This is a genomic window from Anaeromyxobacter sp. K (assembly GCF_000020805.1).
Lineage (GTDB): Bacteria > Myxococcota > Myxococcia > Myxococcales > Anaeromyxobacteraceae > Anaeromyxobacter > Anaeromyxobacter dehalogenans.
This window is the reverse complement of record NC_011145.1, coordinates 4,016,609-4,034,708: the sequence shown is the minus strand read 5'-3', so window position 1 is coordinate 4,034,708 and position 18,100 is coordinate 4,016,609. Positions and strand designations below refer to the sequence as shown.

Annotated in this window: 20 protein-coding genes; 12 read left to right on the top strand and 8 right to left on the bottom strand. The window is 75.4% G+C overall.

Annotation, left to right across the window (positions count from 1 at the left end; all coding sequences use genetic code 11):
- Positions 1-10: 10 nt before the first annotated feature.
- Positions 11-2,884, bottom strand: coding sequence for a DUF748 domain-containing protein (locus ANAEK_RS17990; protein WP_012527556.1), 2,874 nt, complete (start codon positions 2,882-2,884; stop codon positions 11-13).
- Positions 2,885-2,997: 113 nt separating this feature from the next.
- On the opposite strand from ANAEK_RS17990, the gene ANAEK_RS17985 reads away from it, so the two are divergent.
- The 4 genes from ANAEK_RS17985 to ANAEK_RS17970 all read left to right on the top strand — a co-directional run bounded on the left by ANAEK_RS17985 (position 2,998) and on the right by ANAEK_RS17970 (position 5,941).
- Positions 2,998-3,921, top strand: a complete 924-nt coding sequence (locus tag ANAEK_RS17985; protein ID WP_012527555.1) for a pirin family protein — start codon at positions 2,998-3,000, stop codon at positions 3,919-3,921.
- A 120-nt stretch (positions 3,922-4,041) separates the two neighbouring features.
- Entirely contained in the window at positions 4,042-4,389 is a 348-nt protein-coding gene (locus ANAEK_RS17980) for a TraR/DksA family transcriptional regulator (RefSeq protein WP_012527554.1), read from the top strand.
- Between the two features lie 58 nt (positions 4,390-4,447).
- A complete protein-coding gene (locus ANAEK_RS17975; RefSeq protein ID WP_012527553.1) occupies positions 4,448-5,209 on the top strand; it encodes a class I SAM-dependent methyltransferase in 762 nt (253 codons plus the stop codon).
- Between the two features lie 219 nt (positions 5,210-5,428).
- Positions 5,429-5,941 carry a hypothetical protein gene (locus ANAEK_RS17970; protein ID WP_012527552.1) on the top strand — a complete coding sequence of 171 codons (513 nt, stop codon included), beginning with the start codon at positions 5,429-5,431 and terminating at the stop codon, positions 5,939-5,941.
- A gap of 17 nt (positions 5,942-5,958) precedes the next feature.
- Here the strand turns inward: ANAEK_RS17970 and ANAEK_RS17965 are convergent, their stop codons facing one another.
- Positions 5,959-6,342 (bottom strand): hypothetical protein, encoded by a 384-nt coding sequence (locus tag ANAEK_RS17965; protein ID WP_012527551.1) that lies wholly within the window; start codon positions 6,340-6,342, stop codon positions 5,959-5,961.
- A 90-nt stretch (positions 6,343-6,432) separates the two neighbouring features.
- Here ANAEK_RS17965 and ANAEK_RS17960 point away from each other — a divergent pair, with 90 nt between their 5' ends.
- Positions 6,433-6,810, top strand: coding sequence for a DUF1841 family protein (locus ANAEK_RS17960; protein ID WP_012527550.1), 378 nt, complete (start codon positions 6,433-6,435; stop codon positions 6,808-6,810).
- A gap of 43 nt (positions 6,811-6,853) precedes the next feature.
- Positions 6,854-7,234, top strand: a complete 381-nt coding sequence (gene crcB / locus ANAEK_RS17955) for a fluoride efflux transporter CrcB (RefSeq protein WP_012527549.1) — start codon at positions 6,854-6,856, stop codon at positions 7,232-7,234.
- A gap of 14 nt (positions 7,235-7,248) precedes the next feature.
- On the opposite strand, the gene ANAEK_RS17950 is transcribed toward crcB, so the two are convergent.
- Positions 7,249-7,851: a molybdenum cofactor guanylyltransferase gene (locus ANAEK_RS17950; RefSeq protein ID WP_012527548.1), complete on the bottom strand. Its 603-nt coding sequence runs from the start codon at positions 7,849-7,851 to the stop codon at positions 7,249-7,251.
- 62 nt (positions 7,852-7,913) lie between these two features.
- Here ANAEK_RS17950 and ANAEK_RS17945 point away from each other — a divergent pair, with 62 nt between their 5' ends.
- Together ANAEK_RS17945 and ANAEK_RS17940 are read left to right on the top strand one after the other, a co-directional pair.
- Positions 7,914-8,249 carry a hypothetical protein gene (locus tag ANAEK_RS17945; RefSeq protein ID WP_012527547.1) on the top strand — a complete coding sequence of 112 codons (336 nt, stop codon included), beginning with the start codon at positions 7,914-7,916 and terminating at the stop codon, positions 8,247-8,249.
- A complete protein-coding gene (locus ANAEK_RS17940) occupies positions 8,246-9,070 on the top strand; it encodes an enoyl-ACP reductase (RefSeq protein WP_012527546.1) in 825 nt (274 codons plus the stop codon). Before ANAEK_RS17945 ends, ANAEK_RS17940 begins: the two co-directional genes overlap by 4 nt.
- Before the next feature lie 12 nt (positions 9,071-9,082).
- Here the strand turns inward: ANAEK_RS17940 and ANAEK_RS17935 are convergent, their stop codons facing one another.
- The 4 genes from ANAEK_RS17935 to ANAEK_RS17920 all read right to left on the bottom strand — a co-directional run bounded on the left by ANAEK_RS17935 (position 9,083) and on the right by ANAEK_RS17920 (position 11,591).
- Positions 9,083-9,739: an MBL fold metallo-hydrolase gene (locus tag ANAEK_RS17935; RefSeq protein WP_012527545.1), complete on the bottom strand. Its 657-nt coding sequence runs from the start codon at positions 9,737-9,739 to the stop codon at positions 9,083-9,085.
- An 85-nt stretch (positions 9,740-9,824) separates the two neighbouring features.
- Positions 9,825-10,208 carry an iron-sulfur cluster insertion protein ErpA gene (gene erpA, locus ANAEK_RS17930; RefSeq protein WP_012527544.1) on the bottom strand — a complete coding sequence of 128 codons (384 nt, stop codon included), beginning with the start codon at positions 10,206-10,208 and terminating at the stop codon, positions 9,825-9,827.
- Between the two features lie 119 nt (positions 10,209-10,327).
- The gene (locus ANAEK_RS17925) at positions 10,328-11,029 is read right to left on the bottom strand and encodes an SDR family oxidoreductase (RefSeq protein WP_012527543.1); all 702 of its coding nucleotides are present in this window, start codon (positions 11,027-11,029) and stop codon (positions 10,328-10,330) included.
- A 4-nt stretch (positions 11,030-11,033) separates the two neighbouring features.
- Positions 11,034-11,591 (bottom strand): cob(I)yrinic acid a,c-diamide adenosyltransferase, encoded by a 558-nt coding sequence (locus ANAEK_RS17920; RefSeq protein ID WP_012527542.1) that lies wholly within the window; start codon positions 11,589-11,591, stop codon positions 11,034-11,036.
- Between the two features lie 58 nt (positions 11,592-11,649).
- Between ANAEK_RS17920 and ANAEK_RS17915 the strand changes: the two genes are divergently transcribed.
- Positions 11,650-12,990, top strand: coding sequence for a hypothetical protein (locus ANAEK_RS17915; protein WP_012527541.1), 1,341 nt, complete (start codon positions 11,650-11,652; stop codon positions 12,988-12,990).
- A 7-nt stretch (positions 12,991-12,997) separates the two neighbouring features.
- On the opposite strand, the gene ANAEK_RS17910 is transcribed toward ANAEK_RS17915, so the two are convergent.
- Positions 12,998-13,759 carry a hypothetical protein gene (locus ANAEK_RS17910; protein ID WP_012527540.1) on the bottom strand — a complete coding sequence of 254 codons (762 nt, stop codon included), beginning with the start codon at positions 13,757-13,759 and terminating at the stop codon, positions 12,998-13,000.
- Positions 13,760-13,892: 133 nt separating this feature from the next.
- Between ANAEK_RS17910 and ANAEK_RS17905 the strand changes: the two genes are divergently transcribed.
- The 3 genes from ANAEK_RS17905 to ANAEK_RS17895 all read left to right on the top strand — a co-directional run bounded on the left by ANAEK_RS17905 (position 13,893) and on the right by ANAEK_RS17895 (position 18,067).
- Positions 13,893-14,861 (top strand): diguanylate cyclase, encoded by a 969-nt coding sequence (locus ANAEK_RS17905; RefSeq protein ID WP_012527539.1) that lies wholly within the window; start codon positions 13,893-13,895, stop codon positions 14,859-14,861.
- A 168-nt stretch (positions 14,862-15,029) separates the two neighbouring features.
- Positions 15,030-16,601 (top strand): ATP-binding protein, encoded by a 1,572-nt coding sequence (locus tag ANAEK_RS17900; RefSeq protein WP_012527538.1) that lies wholly within the window; start codon positions 15,030-15,032, stop codon positions 16,599-16,601.
- Positions 16,598-18,067, top strand: coding sequence for a sigma-54 dependent transcriptional regulator (locus ANAEK_RS17895; protein WP_012527537.1), 1,470 nt, complete (start codon positions 16,598-16,600; stop codon positions 18,065-18,067). Before ANAEK_RS17900 ends, ANAEK_RS17895 begins: the two co-directional genes overlap by 4 nt.
- Positions 18,068-18,100: the final 33 nt, after the last annotated feature.

Genomic DNA, 18,100 nt, shown 5'->3' with positions numbered 1-18,100 from the left:
CGGGCCGGGGTCAGCGCACGCTGAAGTAGACGCGCGCGCCGCCCTCCTTGCGCGCCCGCTCGCCGCCCTGCGCGAGGAAGAGCCGCGCCTGGTCCAGGCCGGCCGCGAGCAGCGCCTCCCGCGCGCGCTGCGCCCGCTCGGCCGCGAGCGCCCGGTACGCGTCCTCCGGCACCTGGGCCGCCGCCGCGAGCCGCTCCTCCATCTCCTGCGGCGTGGGCGCCGGCGCGGCCTCGCCCTTCGTGGCCGGCGGCGGGGCGGGGAACGCCGCGTGGTACGCCGCCTTCACCAGCCGGACCCGCTCCTCCGCGCCGAGCGTCACCTCGTCGAGGCTCGCCGGGGCCGGGCGGAGCGTCTCGGCCTTGGCCCGGCGGAGCGCGCGCTCGAGCGCGACGCGCCGCAGCGCGGGGCCGTCCTGAACCGCATCGGCGGAGCCCTCCAGCTCGAGGCCGAGCGTGGGCCGCTGCCCGAGCGACCTCGCCAGCAGCGCGATCCGCTCCTTCGCGGCCGGCAGCGGCTCGGCCGTGCCCGGGGTGAACTCGACCAGCGACAGGTCGGCCTGTTCGCCGCCCACCAGCGACGCGAGCGCGGTGAACGGCGAGGTGGCCACCTTCACGAGCACGTTGAGGATGGTGCGCCAGATCACCTTTCCCAGGCGGAACTCGGGGTCGTCGAGGTTCCCCTCCACCGGGACGTCGAGCAGGATGACGCCCTCGCGGTCCTGCAGCAGCGCCAGCGCCAGCCGCACCGGGACCTTGGTCGCGTCCGGGCTCTCGGTCTTGTCGCCCAGGGTGAGCTGGTTGACGCGGACCACGTTGGTGGAGGTGAGCGCGCGGTTCACCACCGTGTACTTGAGATCGAGATCGAGCTTCCCCTTCTGCAGCCCGTAGCCCAGGAACTTGCCGGCGTAGGGGCCGAGCGGCGACAGGTCCACGCCCTCGGAGGCGACCACGAGCTCGGTGTACGCCTCCTTCTGCAGCGGGTTGAGCGTGCCCGTGACGCGCACCGGCGAGGCCCCCTCCACCTGCAGCCGCACGTCCACGCTGGAGCGCACCTTCGGGTCCGACGACAGCCGCGTCACCGTCGCCTGGGCGCCGGTCAGGTTCACCACCGCCGCGGGCGTCACCGAGCGGTCCACCATGGCGACCCGCCCGCCCACGACCTCCACGCTGCCGATCGAGGTGCGCCAGGCCGGGCCGGCCGGCGCGGCCGCCGCCGGAGCCGACGCCGGCGCCGGGCGGAGCGCGCGCGCCACGCTGGTGGCGCCGTCCTCCCAGACGTACGCCTTCACCCGCGGCTCGACGAGGCGCACCCGGCGCACCGTGGCGCGCGGCGGGGTCGAGGCGGCGTCGATGCCGCTCACCTCCAGCGCCCGCCAGCGCAGCAGGTCCTCGTTGCCGGCCTCCGCCACCGCGAGCGCGTCGAGCCGGACGTCGCCGGCGAACGTCCAGCGCGGCGCCTGGCCGCCGAGGTCGTAGCCGAGGGTGGCCTTCGCGCCGGCGCGGCCGCCGGTGAGCTGCGCCACCAGCGAGGCGTCGAGGTACGGCGCGAGCGGCACGAGATCGAGCGCCTCCGCCTCGAGCGCGAGCGTGCCGCGATCGCCGAACGGGCGCACCTCGCCCTTCACCGCGAGCCGGCCGCGCCCGTTCCAGGCGAGCGACGCGGTGAGCGGGCAGGCCGTCTCCGGGCCGGGGCGGATCCCCTCCAGCCTCACCGCCACGTCGGTGAGCGGGAGCCGGACGGGCCGCGCGGTCGAGCGGTCCTCGACGTCCACCGCCAGGCCCGAGACCTCCAGCGCGCCCACCGACCAGCGCCAGGGCTCCGGCGAGGCGGGGGAGGGCGGCGGCGCCATCCGCGCCAGCTCGAGCTTGCCGTCCTGCTCCAGGCGCGCCCGCACCGCGCCGCCGCGCACCGCCACCGTCGCGACGGAGGCCTGCTTCGCGAGCGCGTCCACCTGGATCCCGGCGACCTCCACCCGCGGCAGCCGCACCGGCGCGTCGGCCTCGCCGCGCGGCGCCAGCGCGAGGCGCTCCACGCTCAGCTTGCCGCCGGACGTGCGCAGCACGCGGGCGTCGGCGCCCCACGCCAGCTCGTAGGCGGTCTCGAAGTCGAGCACGCCCTCGGCCAGGTCCACCGGCGCCTGGTCGTGGATGTAGGGCGCGTACTTGGGGAGCTGGATCCGCTCGAAGGCGAGCGTGCCCGAGGAGCGGAGCGGCGCGCTGCGCACCGTGCCGGTCCACCGGAACGTCTCGCCCGACTCGGTCGTGCCGGTGAACGAGTACGGGCTGTCGCCGCCGCCGCGGGTCCGGAAGGACTCCAGGCGGACGGTGAGCGGGCCGAGGGTGGTCTCGAACGCCGGCTTGCGGGTGGCGTCGCGGAACACCACCCGCGCCTCCTCCACCGCGAGCCGCCCGATGGAGAGCCCCAGCCCGCCCTCCTTCGCCGGGGCGGCGGGAGCGCCCGCCTTCGGCGCGTCCGGCTCGCCGGCGAGCAGGTCCTCGAAGGTGAGCGCGCCGCGCGCGTCGAGGCCGACGTGGAAGGCGGGGCGCACCAGGCGGATCTCGGCGAACCCGACGTCCCCGGCGAGCAGGCGGAGCGGCGCGAGCCGGACGTAGAGCGAGTCCCAGGCCGCGAACGGCGCGCCGTCCCCGTGCTTCACCCGGAGTCCCTCCACCGTGACCGAGAGCGCGAGCGGGTTGATCCGCACGCGGTCGATCTCGACCGGCCGGCGCAGCGCGGCCGACGCCTGCTTCACCGCGACCCGGCGGACGAGCGACGGGGCCGCCAGGAAGCCGAGCGCGGTGTACGTGCACAGGAGCCCACCGAGGAGGGCGGCGGCGCGGAGCCAGCGGCGCCGGCGCGGCGCCTTCGGGGTGGTGTCGGACATGGTCGCCCCTTAAACCTCCGGAGGGCGCGGCGCGCAAGCCGGGGATCCGGGAGACCCCCGCACCATCGGAGCGGCGGCCCGGTGCACGCGCCCGGGGCGCCGAGGTGACTGCCATGGCTGAGGATGCGGCGAGGGCCGACCGGGCCGGGCCGGCGATCGAGACGGTGCTGGTCCCGCGCACGCGCGAGCTCGGCGGGGTGAGGGTCGGGCGCGTGCTGCCCGCGATGCAGCGGCGGATGGTGGGGCCGTTCGTGTTCCTCGACGAGATGGGGCCGGTCCTGTTCCGCGGTGGGGACGGGCTCGACGTCGCCCCGCATCCGCACGTCGGGCTCGCCACCGTCACGTATCTCTTCGAGGGCGAGCTGCTGCACCGCGACAGCCTCGGCTCGGTGCAGGTGATCGCGCCCGGCGCGGTGAACTGGATGACCGCCGGGCGCGGGATCGCGCACTCCGAGCGGACGCCGCCCGCGGCGAGGGCCGCCGGCGGCCGGCTGTCCGGGATCCAGAGCTGGGTGGCGCTGCCGCGCGCCCACGAGGAGGACGAGCCGTCGTTCGCGCACGTCGCCGCCGAGGCGCTCCCGACGCTGGAGGAGGGCGGGGTGCGCCTGCGGGTGATCGCCGGCGCGTTCGCCGGCGCGCGCTCGCCGGTGAGGGTCCTCTCCGAGACGCTCTACGTGGACGCCGCCCTCGCCGCGGGCGCGCGCCTCGAGGTGCCGCCGGACCAGGAGGAGCGGGCGGTCCTGGTGGCGAGCGGCGAGATCGAGGCGGACGGGGCTCGCTTCCCGGCCGGGCAGCTCCTGGTGCTGCGCCGCGGGGCGCCGGTGGTGCTGCGCGCGCCGTCGGCGTCGCGCGTGCTGCTGCTCGGCGGCGAGCCCATCGACGGCGAGCGCCACGTCTGGTGGAACTTCGTCTCCAGCTCCAGGGACCGGATCGAGCAGGCAGCGGCCGACTGGCGGGCCGGGCGGTTCGCGTCCATCCCCGGTGAGCGGGACCCCATCCCGCTGCCGGAGCGGCCGCCAGGGGTGCGGATCCGCTGACCGCGCCTGCGGGCGGAGGTGCGCGATGGCGCAGGCCTGCGGGGGACGCGGCGGACGCGGCGCGGGGGACTATGCTGATCACGTTCCCCCGCGCGAGGGGAGCCGGAGAGGAGGACGGTCATGGTGCGCAGCGCAGCGGGGCTCACCCCGGCGCAGCTCGAGACGCTCCGCGGGAAGCTCGAGGTGGAGCGCAGGCGCGTGCAGCGCCTGCTCGCGACGCCGGTCGAGGACGTGCCGGCAGAGGGCGAGCGCACCGAGCCGGAGGAGGTCGCTCAGCGCTCGACGGAGGCCGCCCACCACCTGGGCGTGGCGGAGCGCGAGCGCGCGCTGCTCGCCGACATCGAGCGCGCGCTCGCGAAGCTGGACGCGGGCACGTACGGCGTGAGCGAGCGCACCGGCGAGCCCATCGCGTACCCGCGGCTCGCGGCGGTGCCCTGGACGCGCGTCGCGGCCGAAGACGAGGAGTGAGGCGACTCGCCCGGGGAGGCCGGTTGACGGCGCACCGCCCCGTGCGCTCCCTCGGCGCATGACCTTCGCCGTCCCCGCCGCGGCCTACGACCGCTTCATGGGCCGCTACTCGCGGCCGCTCGCGCCGCGCTTCATCGACTTCGCCGGCGTGGTGGAGGGGCCCGCGCTCGACGTGGGCTGTGGCCCGGGCAACCTCGCCGCGGCGCTCGCGGAGCGGCTCGGGAGCGCGCAGGTGGCGGCGGTCGATCCCTCGGAGCCGTTCGTGGAGGCGTGCCGTGCGCGCGTGCCCGGCGCCGACGTGCGGCGCGCCTCCGGCGAGGCCCTGCCGTTCGAGGACGGCGCGTTCGCGGCGGCGCTCTCGCAGCTCGTGCTCTCGTTCGTGAAGGAGCCGGACCGGATGGCGGCGGAGCTCGGCCGCGTGGTGCGCCGGGGCGGCGTGGTGGCGGCGTGCACGTTCGAGGCGAGCGGGCTCGCGCTCGCGACCGCGTTCTGGGACGCGGCCATCGCGCTCGATCCCGCCGCGCCGGACGACGCGCGGATCCCGTTCCGGCGGCTGCCGGAGCTGCAGGCGCTGTTCGCCCGCGCCGGCTTCCGCGAGATCCGCGCCGGGACGCTGGAGGTCGAGGCGCGGTACGAGGACTTCGACGACGACCTGTGGCGCTCGCTGGGCGCCGGCATCGGTCCCATGGGCGCCTACCTGGCCGCCCAGCCGCCGGGCCAGCAGGCGCTGCTCCGCGACGGCTGCTGGGAGCGGCTGGGGCGGCCCTCCGGCGCGTTCACGCTGCCGGCCCGGGCCATCGCGGTGCGCGCCCGGGTCTGAGCCGGGAAGCGCCGGCCGATCGTCGCGGCGGAGGCCGTGACGCACCGCGGGATCGTGGCGCAGCGCCCCGGTGATACCGCCGATCCGTGTCACCTCGCCGCGGTGTTCCGTGGTGCCGCACCCGGATCGCGTCCGGAGGTCGTGTGTCACGGTAGCAGTGGCTACCCGCTGCACGCACCGACGCCTACGCTTCACTCCACGGTTCACGGGGTGCGTGCGGTGCGCGTCGCGATTCCAGCCCTGCTCCTGCTGACGGTGTCCACGTCCTGTGGGCGGGGGCCGGACCTCGTCGTGCACCAGACCGCGGTCGTGGTCGACACCACCGCGCCGTTCGCGCACCACCCCGACTTCGCGCGCCGCCTCGAGTCCACCATGTCCGCCGCGCTCGCGTACTGGGGCGGCGACTGGAAGGCCCTCGCGCACCGGACCGTCACGTTCCAGGACGAGCAGTTCGTCAGCTGCGGCGGCATGGGGACCGCGCTCGGCTGCTTCGACGGCGACATCCGCCTCACCACGCGCGATCCGTCGATCGGCACGTTCCGCTGCGTCGAGGCGACGGTGCTCGTGCACGAGATCGGGCACGCGGTGATCGGCGACCGCGACCACCGCGATCCGCGGTGGATGGACTTCGAGCGCGTGGCGCAGGAGCTGGCCGGGCGCATCGGCTACCCGGACGGCAGCGCGCCCTGCGAGCTGTACCCGAGCGTCTGGCGCCACCTGCCCGGCGGGTGAGCCGCGCCGTCCCCGCGCTACCTCGCCTCGCGCCCGCCGGTCTCGCGCTCGAGCCCGTCGATCTCCAGCTGCAGGTCGGCCGCCTTCCGGCAGGCGCGCGCGTTGCCCCGCTCGCGCAGGAACGTCTCCAGCCGCCCCGACATCCCCACCGGGCGCTCGCCGCGCCCGAGCGCCAGGCACTGCTGCTCGAACCAGCTCCGGTCCACCTCGCCGAACAGCCGGCCGATCACCCCGCCGTCCTCGCCGCCCTCCGGCGCCGCCGCCTCGCGGTAGTCGGCGTACAGGTCGTCGAGCGTGGTGCGGAGCTCGCGGCGGGTGTCGAGGAGCTTCTGCTCGGGCGTGCGGCAGCCGAGCGCGAGGGCGGCGGCGAGGGCGGCGGCGGCGAGCGTGCGTCCGGGCATGGCGGCATGGTATCGCGGAGCGCGCCCGCGCGCCGTGCGGGCCTTGCCCCGGCGGGCGCTCCCGAGCAGGATCCCGCCCGCGGAGGAACCGTGGACTACGACGCCGATCACGCCCCCGACCCGAGCGCCTGGCTCGCCGCGGACGAGGCCGAGCGCCTCCGCGCCGTCGAGGCGCACCACGCCGGCCTGGCCTCGCACGCGCGCATGCCGAAGCCGCGCCTGCACGCGGCCCTGCACCTGGTCGTCGAGGCGCAGCTCGCGAGCGGCGAGCCGCCGGAGGTGCGCCGCGCGCTGGAGCGGCTCGTGGCGGGCGGGCTGCCCCGGCACGAGGCGGTGCACGCCGTCGGCCTGCTCGTCGCGAACGCCGCCAGCGCCGCGCTGGAGGGGCGCACGTTCGACGCCACCACCTACGCCCGCGAGCTCGACGCGCTCACGGTCGAGGGCTGGCGCGCGGCGGGCAAGGGGTGAGGCGCGCGGTTGCCGTGACCGCACCGCCGCGGTAAACGGACGCGTGGCCCGCCTCCTCCTCGTCTGCCTCGGCGGCGCGCTCGGGAGCGGCGCGCGCTACCTGACGTCCGCGTGGGCGCTGCGGGCGTTCGGCCCGGACTTCCCACGCGGCACCCTGCTCGTGAACGTGTCCGGCTCGTTCCTGCTCGCCGGGATCATGACCGCCTCGCTGCAGAGCGAGGCGGTCCCGCCCGACCTGCGGCTGTTCCTGGCGGCCGGGGTCATGGGCGGCTTCACCACCTACTCGTCCTTCAACTACGAGACGCTCGCGCTCGTGGAGCAGGGCCGGCTGGCGGCCGCCGCCGCCTACCTGCTCGCCACCGTGGTGGGCTGCCTCGTCGCCGCGTTCGCCGCCACGCTGCTGGTGCGCTGGCTGGCCGGGTAGGGCGCCGCGCACGGTCAGCGCGACAGGCCGAGCCGCGCGGCGTCCTCGGGCGTGTTCGCGTTCTCGAACGCCCGGCCGAGCGGATCCACCGCGCGCCACTCCGCCTCCTCCACCACCCGAGCGCCCACGCGCCGCGCGAGGCCCTGCAGCGAGGGATCCCCGGCGCGCAGCTCCGCCTCGAGCACCGGCAGGCAGGCGCGCGACCAGAGCGCGTGCAGCGGCTGCAGCCGCCCGCCCCAGCGCACCACCACCGCCGGCGCGCCGGCCCGCAGCCCGGCCAGGAACGCGATGGGCGCCTCGGCGAGGAAGGGCATGTCGCACGCGGCGGTGAAGATCCACGGGGTGGACGCGGCGGCGAGCGCGGCGTGCACGCCGGACGGCGCGCCCTTGCCCGGGAGGGCGTCGGGGATCACGCGCGCGCCGAGCGCGGCGTACGGCGCGGGATCGTTCGCGACCACGAGCGCGTCGTCGAACAGGGCGCGGAACAGGCGCAGCGCGCGGGCGGCGATGGGCTCGCCGTCCACCTGGAGCAGCCCTTTGGGGAGGCCGCCCATCCGCGTGGCCTTCCCGCCCGCCACGAGCGCCCCGGTGCAGCCGGCGATGCGGATCGACGCCATGCGTCGAGTGTAGCGCGGAGCGCTGGAACCGACGGGGTGATCCGGGTTAAAACGGCCGGCTCATGACCCCGGACCAGCGGCTCGAGACGTTTCGCAAGTTCGTCGAGAAGAGCCCGGACGACCCCTTCGCACGCTACTCCCTCGCCATGGCCCTGCGATCCGCGGGCCACGGCGAGGAGGCGGCGCAGGAGTTCCGCGAGCTCGGCCGCCGCGTTCCGGACTACGTGCCGACCTACCTGATGCTCGGGCAGGTGCTCGAGACGCTGGGGCGTGACGGCGAGGCGGCGCAGGCCTACCAGGACGGGGTCGCCGTGGCGACCCGCAAGCAGGACGGACACGCGGTGAGCGAGCTGACCCAGGCGCTCGACGCGGTCCGCGCCAGAGGAGCTCAAGGATGAGCGAGCAGAACGAGACCGCGGTTGCCCACCTCCCGCTCGGCGGGATCATGAAGGGCAAGCGCGCGCTGATCACCGGCGTCGCGAACGAGCGGTCCATCGCGTGGGCCATCGCGGAGGCGTTCCGCGCCGAGGGCGCCGAGCTGGCGTTCACCTATCCGGGCGAGGCGATGGGCAAGCGGGTGCGCCCGCTCGCCGAGCAGGCCGGCGCGAAGGCCATCCTCGACTGCGACGTCGCGAAGGACGAGGACATCGCGCGCACCGCGGCCGAGATCGGCAAGATCTGGCCGCAGCTGGACGTGCTGGTGCACTCCATCGGCTACGCGCCGCGCGAGGCGCTCGACGGCCGCTTCGCCGACGTCACCACCCGCGAGACCTGGCGCATCGCGCTGGACGTCTCGGCCTACTCGCTCATCGGCCTCGCCCGGGCGTTCAAGCCGATGATGAAGCCGGGCGCCTCCATCGTGTGCCTCACGTACTACGGCGCCGAGAAGGTGGTCCGGAACTACAACGTGATGGGCGTCGCGAAGGCCGCGCTGGAGTGCTCGACGCGCTACCTGGCCGAGGACCTCGGGCAGGAGGGCATCCGGGTGAACGCCATCAGCGCCGGCCCGCTCAAGACGCTGGCCGCCGCCGGCATCAAGGGCATGCGCTCCATGCTCGGCGAGAACGCCGACAAGACGCCGCTGCGCCGGAACATCGAGCAGGACGACTGCGCCCGCGCCGCGCTCTACCTGTGCTCCGACCTCGCCCGCAACGTCACCGGCGAGATCCTCCACGTGGACGCCGGCCAGAACATCATGGGCGTGGTGAGCATGTCGTAGCGCCCCTGGGCGCTAGATGAACCGGCCGCGCCGCGGCGACTCGCCGACGAACGGGTTGGCGCGGCGCTCCTCGCCGAGCGTCCCGGCCGGCCCGTGGCCGGGGTGGAAGCGCACCGCGTCGCCGAGCGGGAACAGCCGCTCCTTGATCGAGCGCTCCAGCGCGTCGAAGTCGCCGCCGGGGAGGTCGGTGCGGCCGACCGAGCCGGCGAAGAGCGTGTCGCCGGTGAACAGGATCTGCTCGCCGGGGAACCACAGGCTGCACGAGCCGGCGCTGTGCCCCGGCGTGTGGATCACCCGCGCCTCGCAGTCGCCCACGCGGAGCGCCTCGCCGTCCACGTGGTGGTGATCCACCTCGGGCGCCTCCACGGGATCGAAGCCGAACATCTCGGCCTGGCGGGGCAGCGCCTCCAGCCAGGCGTCGTCGGCCGCGTGGATCTGCAGCGGCGCGCCGGTGGCGGCGCGGGCCTCGGCGCCGCCGCCCACGTGGTCGATGTGGCCGTGGGTGCAGAAGATCCGGGTGATGCGCCAGCCGGACGGCCCGGCGAGCGCGAGCGCGCGGTGCACCTCGGCGCCGGGGTCGACCAGCACGGCCTCGCCGGTGCGCCCGCAGGCGGCGAGCCAGCAGTTCGCCGCGAACGGGCCGACCACCGCGTGGCGAACCACGAGCATCGCTTCCTCCAGACGCGAAGGGCCGAAGGGTCTCCCCTCCGGCCCGCGCGCACCGCCCGGCCACGCGGGCCGGCGAGGCGAATGCCTAGTACGAGAAGGACGAGCCGCAGCCGCAGGTGGTGCGGGCGTTCGGGTTGTTGAACTTGAACCCGGCGCCCTGCAGGCCCACGACGTAGTCGATGGTCACGCCCTGGAGGTACATCGAGCTCATCGGATCGACGTAGAGCTTGATGCCGTCCTGCTCGAGCGAGAGGTCGCCGTCGCGCGGGTCCTTCTCGAAGTCCATCGAGTACTGGAACCCGGCGCAGCCGCCGCCCATCACGCCGACGCGGATGCCGTAGCCCGCGAGGCCCTCGCGCGCGATGGCGTCCTTCACCATCTCGATCGCCTTCGAGGTCAGGCTGACGAAGTTCGGGATGCCCAGATCGGGGGAGGGTACGGCCGGGGCGGCGATGGTGGTGGCTTCCATTTCTTCGAGTTCTCCATCGAGGGGCGCACCCTCGTTGACGTGGCGCAAGGAGTCTAACAGGGAGGGTGGGGCGCTTCAACGCGGGTTCGACCGCGCACCCACACGGCTTTTTGGATGGTTCAGCCGGCGCGTCCGGACAGGTGGCGCCCTCCGTCCACCGGCAGCACGGCGCCGGTGACGAACGGCGCGTCGGCGAGATAACGCACGGCGGCCGCCACGTCTTCCGGCGTTCCCGGCCGCCCGAGCGGGATGCGCGCGGTGAGCGCGCGCCGCTGCGCCGCGGGGTAGCGCTCCGGCCAGAGCACGGTGCCGGGGGCCACGCCGTTCACGCGCACCCGGGGCGCCAGCTCGAGCGCCAGGCACTCGGTCAGCCGCGCCAGCGCCGCCTTCGAGGCCGCGTAGGCGGCGTAGCCCTTCCACGGCACCAGCCCCCCGCCCACGTCGATGACGTTCACCACGGAGCCGCGCGCCCGCGCCAGCAGCGGCGCGAGCGCCCGGACGAGCAGGAGCGGCGCCCGCGCGTTCAGGTCCATCTGCGAGTCGAACGCCGCGGCGTCGGTGCCGGCCAGCGGGAGCGCGTCGAACACCGAGGCGCTGTTCACCAGCAGGTCGAGGCGGCGGTGCCGCGCGCGGAACGCGGCCGCGAGCCGGGCCGGCCCGTCGGCGGCGGCGAGGTCGGCCTGCAGCGCGGAGGCGAAGCCGCGCGGGCGGTGCGTGCGGTAGTGCGCGGCGACGGTCCAGCCGTCCTTCGCCAGCGCGCGGGCGATCGCCTCGCCCACCCGGACTCCGGCCCCGGTCACCAGCGCGATGCGGTCGGCCACGGCGTCACCTCTCGCGGTGCGGGTCCCAGGCGGTCTCCGGCTTGCGCGCGCGGTGGTTGGCGACGCGCGCCGCCACGAACAGGAGGTCGGAGAGCCGGTTCAGGTAGGCGAGCGCGACCGGCGAGACCTCCGCCTCGGCGGCGAGCGCGACCACGCGGCGCTCGGCGCGGCGGCACACGCAGCGCGCCAGGTGGAGCTGCGCGGCGGTCCGGGTCCCGCCGGGGAGCACGAACTGGCGCAGCGGCGGCAGCTCCGCCTCCCACGCGTCGATGGCCGCCTCGAGCCGCTCCGCCCAGCGCGGCTCCACCGCCGGGATGGCCGAGCGCGCCTTCTCGCCGTGCGGGGTGGCGAGCTCCGCGCCGACGCAGAACAGCTCGTCCTGGATCCGCGCGAGCTGCGCGTCGATCTCCGGGTCCTCCACCAGCGCGCGCACCGTGCCCAGGCAGGCGTTCAGCTCGTCCACCTCGCCGTAGGCCTCGACCCGCGCGTCGCTCTTGCGCACCCGCGGCCCGCCGAACAGGCCGGTCTCTCCGGCGTCCCCGGTCTTCGTGTAGATCTTCACCCGAGGGTGCGTATCAGAGGCGATGGACGCGCCGCAACGCCCGCGGTAGGACCGGCGCATGACCGACGTCTTCGAGGGAGCGGCGCTCGCCGCCTTCGGCCGCGAGGCCGCCGAGCGCGCCTGGGCCGAGGGCCTCACCGTGCGGAAGCCGGACGGCACGGTGGTGCCGATCCCGCTGCTGGCGGAGCCCGAGGTGCGCTCGCGGGCCGCGCTCGACGGCCTGGCGCGGGAGGCGGAGCGCATCCTCTCGGGCAGCGTGAAGCTGGCGCGCGCGCTGGTGGCGTCGGGCGACGCCCGCGATCGGGCCGCGCTGGAGGAGCCGTTCTCCGGGCTCGAGGCCGAGGCGATGGCGCGCCTGTTCGAGGAGGCGCCGCTCGCGGTGATGATGGCGCGGGTGGACTTCCTGGTGCCGGAGGGCGGCGGCGCGCCGCGGGCCCTCGAGCTGAACGCCACCATCCCGGCCATGTCCGCCTACGCCGACCTGGCCGCGTTCGCCTGGATCCGGGCCGCCGCGCGCGCCCGCGGCCGGACGCCGCGCGAGGCCGAGGCGCTGGTGGCGGCCTGCGGCAGCCACATGGAGCGGCTCCGCGAGGCGCTGGTGGCCGCGTACCGTGCGCGCGGGGGCGGGCGGGCCCGCCCGTCGATCGCGCTGGTGGCCCGGCCGGGCGACGCCCAGATCGGCGAGCTGCGCCGGCTGGCGGCGCACTTCCGGCAGATGGGCCACCGCGCCGAGAACCTGGTGCCGGCGGAGTGCGATCCCGACGCGTGGGACGTGCTGTACCGGCACGTCTGGGCGCACAAGGTGGACCCGGCCGATCCCTTCGCGCGGGCGCTGCGCGCGCCCGGCAGGTACGTGCTCCTCAACCCGGTGAACGGGCTGCTCGAGGCGAAGGCGCTGTTCGCGCGCCTGTCGGAGTGCGCCGAGGACGTGGCGCTGGCCGACCGCGCCGGGCTCGACGCCGAGGAGCGGGCCGCCGCGGCGCGCCTGCCCTGGACCCGCCGGCTCACCCCCGAGGTGGCGGCGCGGCTCGTCGCCGGGCGCGAGCGGTTCGTGCTGAAGCGGAGCTGGGACTACGGGGGCAAGAGCGTGCACCTCGGCGCCGAGACGCCGCCGGAGGCGTGGGCCCGCGCCGTGGAGGAGGCGCTCGCGGATCCCCGCGCCGGCGGGTGGGTGGCGCAGGAGCGCGTGTTCGCCGAGCGGCGGCCGGCCACCCGCATCGCGCCCGAGGGCGTCTCCCGGTCCGACCTGTACCGCGACGTGTCCACCTACTGCGGCCTCGGGCCGTCGCGCCCGTCCGGCTCGGTGGTGCGCGCCGCGGCGTCGCCGATCGTGAACATCCTGGGCGGCGGCGGGCTCGCCCCGGTGATCCCCGAGGACGTGATGGAGGCGCTGCGGTAGGCGCGGCCTAGGCGCCGGCGGCGGGCGCCTCGGCGGCCGCGGGCGCCAGGCGGAAGTCGCGGATGGAGGGGACGCGCGCGAGCACCTCCACCGGCCGGCCGGAGTGGTCGGTGTCGAGGTGCACGCAGAGCGCGTCGGGCCAGGCGCGCGCGTAGGCGTTCACGTGGGCCGGCTCGTTGTCGAACGCCGCCACCACCGGCCCGATGCGCTCCACGCGGCCGCGCGCGAGCGCCTTCCAGGCCTCGTCGCCCAGCGCCTCGTCCGGCTTCATGAGCAGGTGCGCGCGGGCGCCGTCCGGCAGCGGGAAGCCGGCCGCCCGGAACACCTCCAGCGTCCCCGCCTCCATCGCCACCGGCCGCCCGGTGACGTAGGCCACGATCGCGCCGGCCTCCGCGGTCGCGCGCACGAGCCCGGCCGCGCCCGGCAGCGGCACGTCGAGCCGGCAGTAGGCGCTCGTGAAGAACCGCTCGGCCCAGAACGCGCGCGCGGGCCGCAGGTGGCGCGCCACCTCGTCCGGCGGGAGCCCCGCGGCGTGGAGCGCGGCCGCGAGGTCCCAGCTCGTCCAGTGCTCGGGGCGCGCGCCGAGCAGCGCGGGCACGCCCGCCGCGCGCCCGTAGTCGCGCAGGATGCGCGCCTGTCGCGACCGGTTGTCGAGCAGCGTCGAGTCGAGGTCGAACACCACCACGCCGTCCGGCGCGCCGGCCCGCGCGCGGGCCAGGACCGCGGCCAGGATCGCCCCCTGCTCCTCGATGCGCGCCCGGCCCGGCATGGGGCGAACCTATGCCCTTGGGCGGGGCTCGAGGAACGCTCCCGATGTGGGCGGCAGGCCGGGGACGGCGCGCCGTGCCGCGCGGCCGGTGCGTGGCGGAGGTGCGCGGAAGCAGGTATGTTTCCGGGCTCGGATGCCCCTGCGCGCCAAGATCCTGGTGGTGGACGACTCCCGCACCCAGCTCGACTGGCTGGTGCGGGTGCTCGAGCGCGAGGGGTACGACGTCCGCACCGCCGCGGACGGCAAGGACGCGATCCGCAAGGTGCGCGGCGAGCCGCCCGACCTGGTGCTGCTCGACATGATCCTGCCGGACATGGACGGGCTCGAGGTGCTGCGCATCGTGAAGGCGCGGCCCGAGGACCAGTTCATCCCGGTGATCATCCTGTCCGTGAAGTCGGACCTGGACTCGAAGGTCGCCGGCCTGCGCATCGGCGCCGACGACTTCCTCGCGAAGCCGTTCGCCGAGGCGGAGATCCTGGCGCGCTGCGCGGCGATGCTCCGCATCAAGACGCTCCAGGACCAGCTCCGCGAGACGCAGCGGCGGCTCCGCGAGCAGACGCTCACCGACGACCTCACCGGCCTCAAGAACCGGCGCGCGTTCGACGAGCGGCTGCAGGAGGAGTTCCGGCGCGCCCACCGCTACTCGGATCCCGTGTCGCTCATCATGATCGACCTGGACCACTTCAAGCTCGTGAACGACCGCTACGGCCACCCGTTCGGCGATCTCGTGCTGCGCGGCGCCTCCGAGCAGCTCCGGGCCTCCACGCGCGATCCCGACATCTGCGCGCGCTACGGCGGCGAGGAGTTCGCCGTCATCCTCCCCAAGACGCACCTCTCGGGCGCGCTCGCGGTGGCGGAGCGGATCTGGAAGGAGCTGTCCGCCCGGAGTTACCCCGTTCCGGCTGGGTCGACGGGACCCGAGACCAGCATCCAGGTGACCGCATCGATGGGCATCGCGTTCTACCCCTCGAAGGACATCGGCTCGCCCGAGGCGCTGGTCCGGTACGCGGACGAGGCGCTGTACCAGGCCAAGAAGGCGGGACGGAACACGATTTGTCTCTACCAGGCGCAGGCGTACCGGTACGAGGCGGGCGACCGTTAGAGGGCGGGTGACGCTGTACCGCGGGTCCGGTACGCAGAAACCCGGAGGGTGTGATATCACCCGGGGGCGATGAACGACCCGGGGAACGAGCCGCCCAACCGCCCGGAAACAGGGCGCTCTCCGCGTGAACCGGCTGGACCCCTCTGTGCACCTTCGAGGGCGCATCCGATGGTACCTCCGGAGTTCCATGCCGGCAGCGGCGCGCTGGAAGCCCGCCCCGACTCCACCGTCCTGGTGGTGGACGACGACGAGCACGTGCGCCGCGCGCTCGCCCGCGTGCTGCGCCGGTCGCGCTGCCGGGTGATCGACGCGGGCGACGCGAGCGGCGCGCTGGCGCTGCTGGAGCGCGAGCCGGTGCAGGTGGTGGTCTCCGACCACCGCATGCCGGGCACCTCCGGGGTGGAGCTGCTGCGGATCGTGAAGGAGCGCTGGCCCACCGTGCAGCGCGTGCTCCTCACCGGCCACGCCGACTCGGCGGTCATCGAGGAGGCGGTGAACCGGTCGGAGATCTTCCGGTTCATCTGGAAGCCCTGGGACGACGCGCACCTGCGCATCACCGTCCAGAGCGCGGTGGACCAGCACTGGATGCTCGAGGAGAACCGGCGGCTCGAGCAGCTCCTCGCCGAGCGCAACGCGCAGCTCGAGCGGCTGAACCGCGATCTCGACGGCCAGCTCGCGGCGCGCTCCGTCGCGCTGGTGCGGGCCGCCGAGGAGTGGCGCGCCAGCTTCGACGCCATCGGCGACCCGCTCGCGATCTTCCGGGGCGGAGGGTGCGAGGTCGCGCGCGCCAACGCCGCCTTCGCCCGCGCCGCCGGCGTGGCCATCACCCAGGTCGCCGGCCTCCGCTGCCGCGAGCACGCGTTCGGCGTGCTCCCGTGCCCGGCCTGCTGCGACCTGCCGCGCGGCGGCACCGCCGAGCGCGAGCTCGCGTTCGGCGACCGCACCTGGATGATCCGCTCGTTCCCGTTCGGCGACGGCGGGCTGGTGGTCACGTTCAAGGACGTCACCGACGAGCGCGAGGTGAGCCGGCGCCTGTTCCACGCGGAGAAGATGTCCGCGGTGGGGCAGCTCGCCGGCGGCGTGGCGCACGAGATCAACAACCCGCTCGGCGGGATCCTGGCGTTCGCGCAGCTCATGAGCCGCGAGGAGCGCTCGCCCGAGGACATGGAGAGCCTGCGGCTCATCCAGGACGCCGCGAACCGCGCCAAGCGCATCGTGGAGTCGCTGCTCCGCTTCTCGCGCCGCCCGCGCGAGGAGGAGCGCGGCCCGGTGGACCTGCGCCAGGTCGTGGACGACGCGCTGTTCCTGCTCTCGCCGCAGCTCCGCGCCGGCCGCTTCGAGGTGGTGCGCCGGTTCGAGCCGGCGGTCGCGATCGGCAACGGCAACCAGCTCCAGCAGGTGGTGGTGAACCTGCTGGTGAACGCGCTGCAGGCCATGGGCGATCGCGGCACGGTCACCGTCGCGGTGGGCCCCGCCGCGCCCGGGCGGCTGCGCCTGTCGGTGGCCGACACCGGCCCGGGCGTCCCCGAGGACGCCGCGCTGCGGATCTTCGAGCCGTTCTTCACCACCAAGCCCGAGGGCCAGGGCACCGGCCTGGGCCTTTCCATCTGCTACCAGATCGTCGAGGAGCACGGCGGGACCATCCGCCTCGAGCAGCCCGGCCCGCACCGTGGGGCCTGCTTCGTGCTCGAGCTCCCGGCGGTGCAACCGAGGCACGAGCGAGGAGAAGCGGTCCCATGAACGAGGCAACCGAGGCGCGGCCGGCCCGCGTGCTGGTGGTGGACGACGAGCCGACGCTGCTGCGCGCCATGGAGGCGCTGCTGCGGCGGAAGGGGCACGAGGTCATCGGCCTCGACTCCTCCATCGCGGCCACGCAGCGGCTCGCGCAGGAGGACTTCGACGTCGCGCTGTTCGACATCAAGATGCCCCAGCTCTCCGGCCTCGAGCTGCTCAACGCGGTGAAGCACCGCCGGCCGGAGGTGGAGGTCATCATGATGACCGGCCACGCCACGGTGGAGACCGCGCTCGCCGCGGTCCGCGCCGGCGCCTACGACTACCTCACCAAGCCGTTCGAGGACGTGGAGGTGGTGGCGCGCGCGGTGGCGAAGGCGGCCGAGCGCAAGATGCTCTTCGACCGCAACCGCCAGCTCGAGAGCGCGCTGCGCGAGCGCGAGGGCACGCCGTCGGAGGGGCTGGTGGGCACCTCCGCGCCCATGCGCGAGGTGACGCGGATGGTCGAGGCGGTGGCGTACAGCGCCACCACCGTGCTCATCACCGGCGAGAGCGGCACCGGCAAGGAGCTGGTCGCGCGCGCGCTCCACACCCGCAGCCCGCGCCGCAGCCACCCGTTCGTCGCCCTGAACTGCGGCGCCCTCACCGAGACGCTGCTCGAGTCCGAGCTGTTCGGGCACGTGAAGGGCGCGTTCACCGGCGCGCAGCGCGACCAGCGCGGCCTGTTCGACGCGGCCGACGGCGGCACCATCTTCCTGGACGAGATCGGCGACATCCCGCTCTCGACCCAGGTGCGCCTGCTGCGCGTGCTGCAGGAGGGCGAGATCAAGCGGGTCGGCTCGGCCGATCCGGTGCGGGTGGACGTGCGGGTGCTCGCCGCCACGCACCGGGACCTGCCCAAGCTGGTGAAGGCCGGCCGGTTCCGCGAGGACCTGTTCTACCGGCTGAACGTCATCAACATCCCGCTGCCGCCGCTGCGCGAGCGCGTCGAGGACATCCCGCTGCTCGCGCACCACTTCGTGCGCCGCTACGCCGAGCGGCTGGGCAAGAAGGTCCGGACGGTCGCGCCCGAGGCGCTCGAGCTCATGTGCGGCTACCGCTGGCCGGGCAACGTGCGCGAGCTGGAGAACGCGATCGAGCGCGCGGTGGTGCTGTGCCGGGGCGACTCGGTGGTGCCCGGCGATCTCCCGCCGGCGGTGACCGGCCGCACCGCGCCGCTGGTGCGCGAGGCGCCGGCGTCCGGCGACGAGGCCGCCTGGCTGGCGCTCTCCTACGCCGCCGCCAAGGAGCAGGCGCTGCGCCGGTTCGAGAAGGGCTACGTCGAGGCGCTCATGCGCGCCTGCGACGGCAACATCTCCGCCGCCGCGCGCAAGGCCGGCATGGACCGCTCCAACTTCAAGCGCGTGCTGCGCAAGTACCGCACCGACGTCGAGCCCGACACCGAGGAGGACGGCTCCTCGCGCGCGCTGGCCTGACGCGGCGCGCGGCCCGCCCGCCCCGGGGCCGCC

Coding starts and splice junctions, on each gene's coding strand:
- ANAEK_RS17945 (WP_012527547.1), top strand. CDS start 7,914: ATGACCCCGGACCAGCGGCTCGAGACGTTTCGCAAGTTCGTCGAGAAG.
- ANAEK_RS17940 (WP_012527546.1), top strand. CDS start 8,246: ATGAGCGAGCAGAACGAGACCGCGGTTGCCCACCTCCCGCTCGGCGGG.
- ANAEK_RS17980 (WP_012527554.1), top strand. CDS start 4,042: ATGGTGCGCAGCGCAGCGGGGCTCACCCCGGCGCAGCTCGAGACGCTC.
- ANAEK_RS17985 (WP_012527555.1), top strand. CDS start 2,998: ATGGCTGAGGATGCGGCGAGGGCCGACCGGGCCGGGCCGGCGATCGAG.
- ANAEK_RS17905 (WP_012527539.1), top strand. CDS start 13,893: ATGCCCCTGCGCGCCAAGATCCTGGTGGTGGACGACTCCCGCACCCAG.
- ANAEK_RS17935 (WP_012527545.1), bottom strand. CDS start 9,739: ATGCTCGTGGTTCGCCACGCGGTGGTCGGCCCGTTCGCGGCGAACTGC.
- ANAEK_RS17910 (WP_012527540.1), bottom strand. CDS start 13,759: ATGCCGGGCCGGGCGCGCATCGAGGAGCAGGGGGCGATCCTGGCCGCG.
- ANAEK_RS17895 (WP_012527537.1), top strand. CDS start 16,598: ATGAACGAGGCAACCGAGGCGCGGCCGGCCCGCGTGCTGGTGGTGGAC.
- ANAEK_RS17915 (WP_012527541.1), top strand. CDS start 11,650: ATGACCGACGTCTTCGAGGGAGCGGCGCTCGCCGCCTTCGGCCGCGAG.
- ANAEK_RS17975 (WP_012527553.1), top strand. CDS start 4,448: ATGACCTTCGCCGTCCCCGCCGCGGCCTACGACCGCTTCATGGGCCGC.
- ANAEK_RS17950 (WP_012527548.1), bottom strand. CDS start 7,851: ATGGCGTCGATCCGCATCGCCGGCTGCACCGGGGCGCTCGTGGCGGGC.
- ANAEK_RS17900 (WP_012527538.1), top strand. CDS start 15,030: ATGGTACCTCCGGAGTTCCATGCCGGCAGCGGCGCGCTGGAAGCCCGC.
- ANAEK_RS17990 (WP_012527556.1), bottom strand. CDS start 2,884: ATGTCCGACACCACCCCGAAGGCGCCGCGCCGGCGCCGCTGGCTCCGC.
- ANAEK_RS17965 (WP_012527551.1), bottom strand. CDS start 6,342: ATGCCCGGACGCACGCTCGCCGCCGCCGCCCTCGCCGCCGCCCTCGCG.
- erpA (WP_012527544.1), bottom strand. CDS start 10,208: ATGGAAGCCACCACCATCGCCGCCCCGGCCGTACCCTCCCCCGATCTG.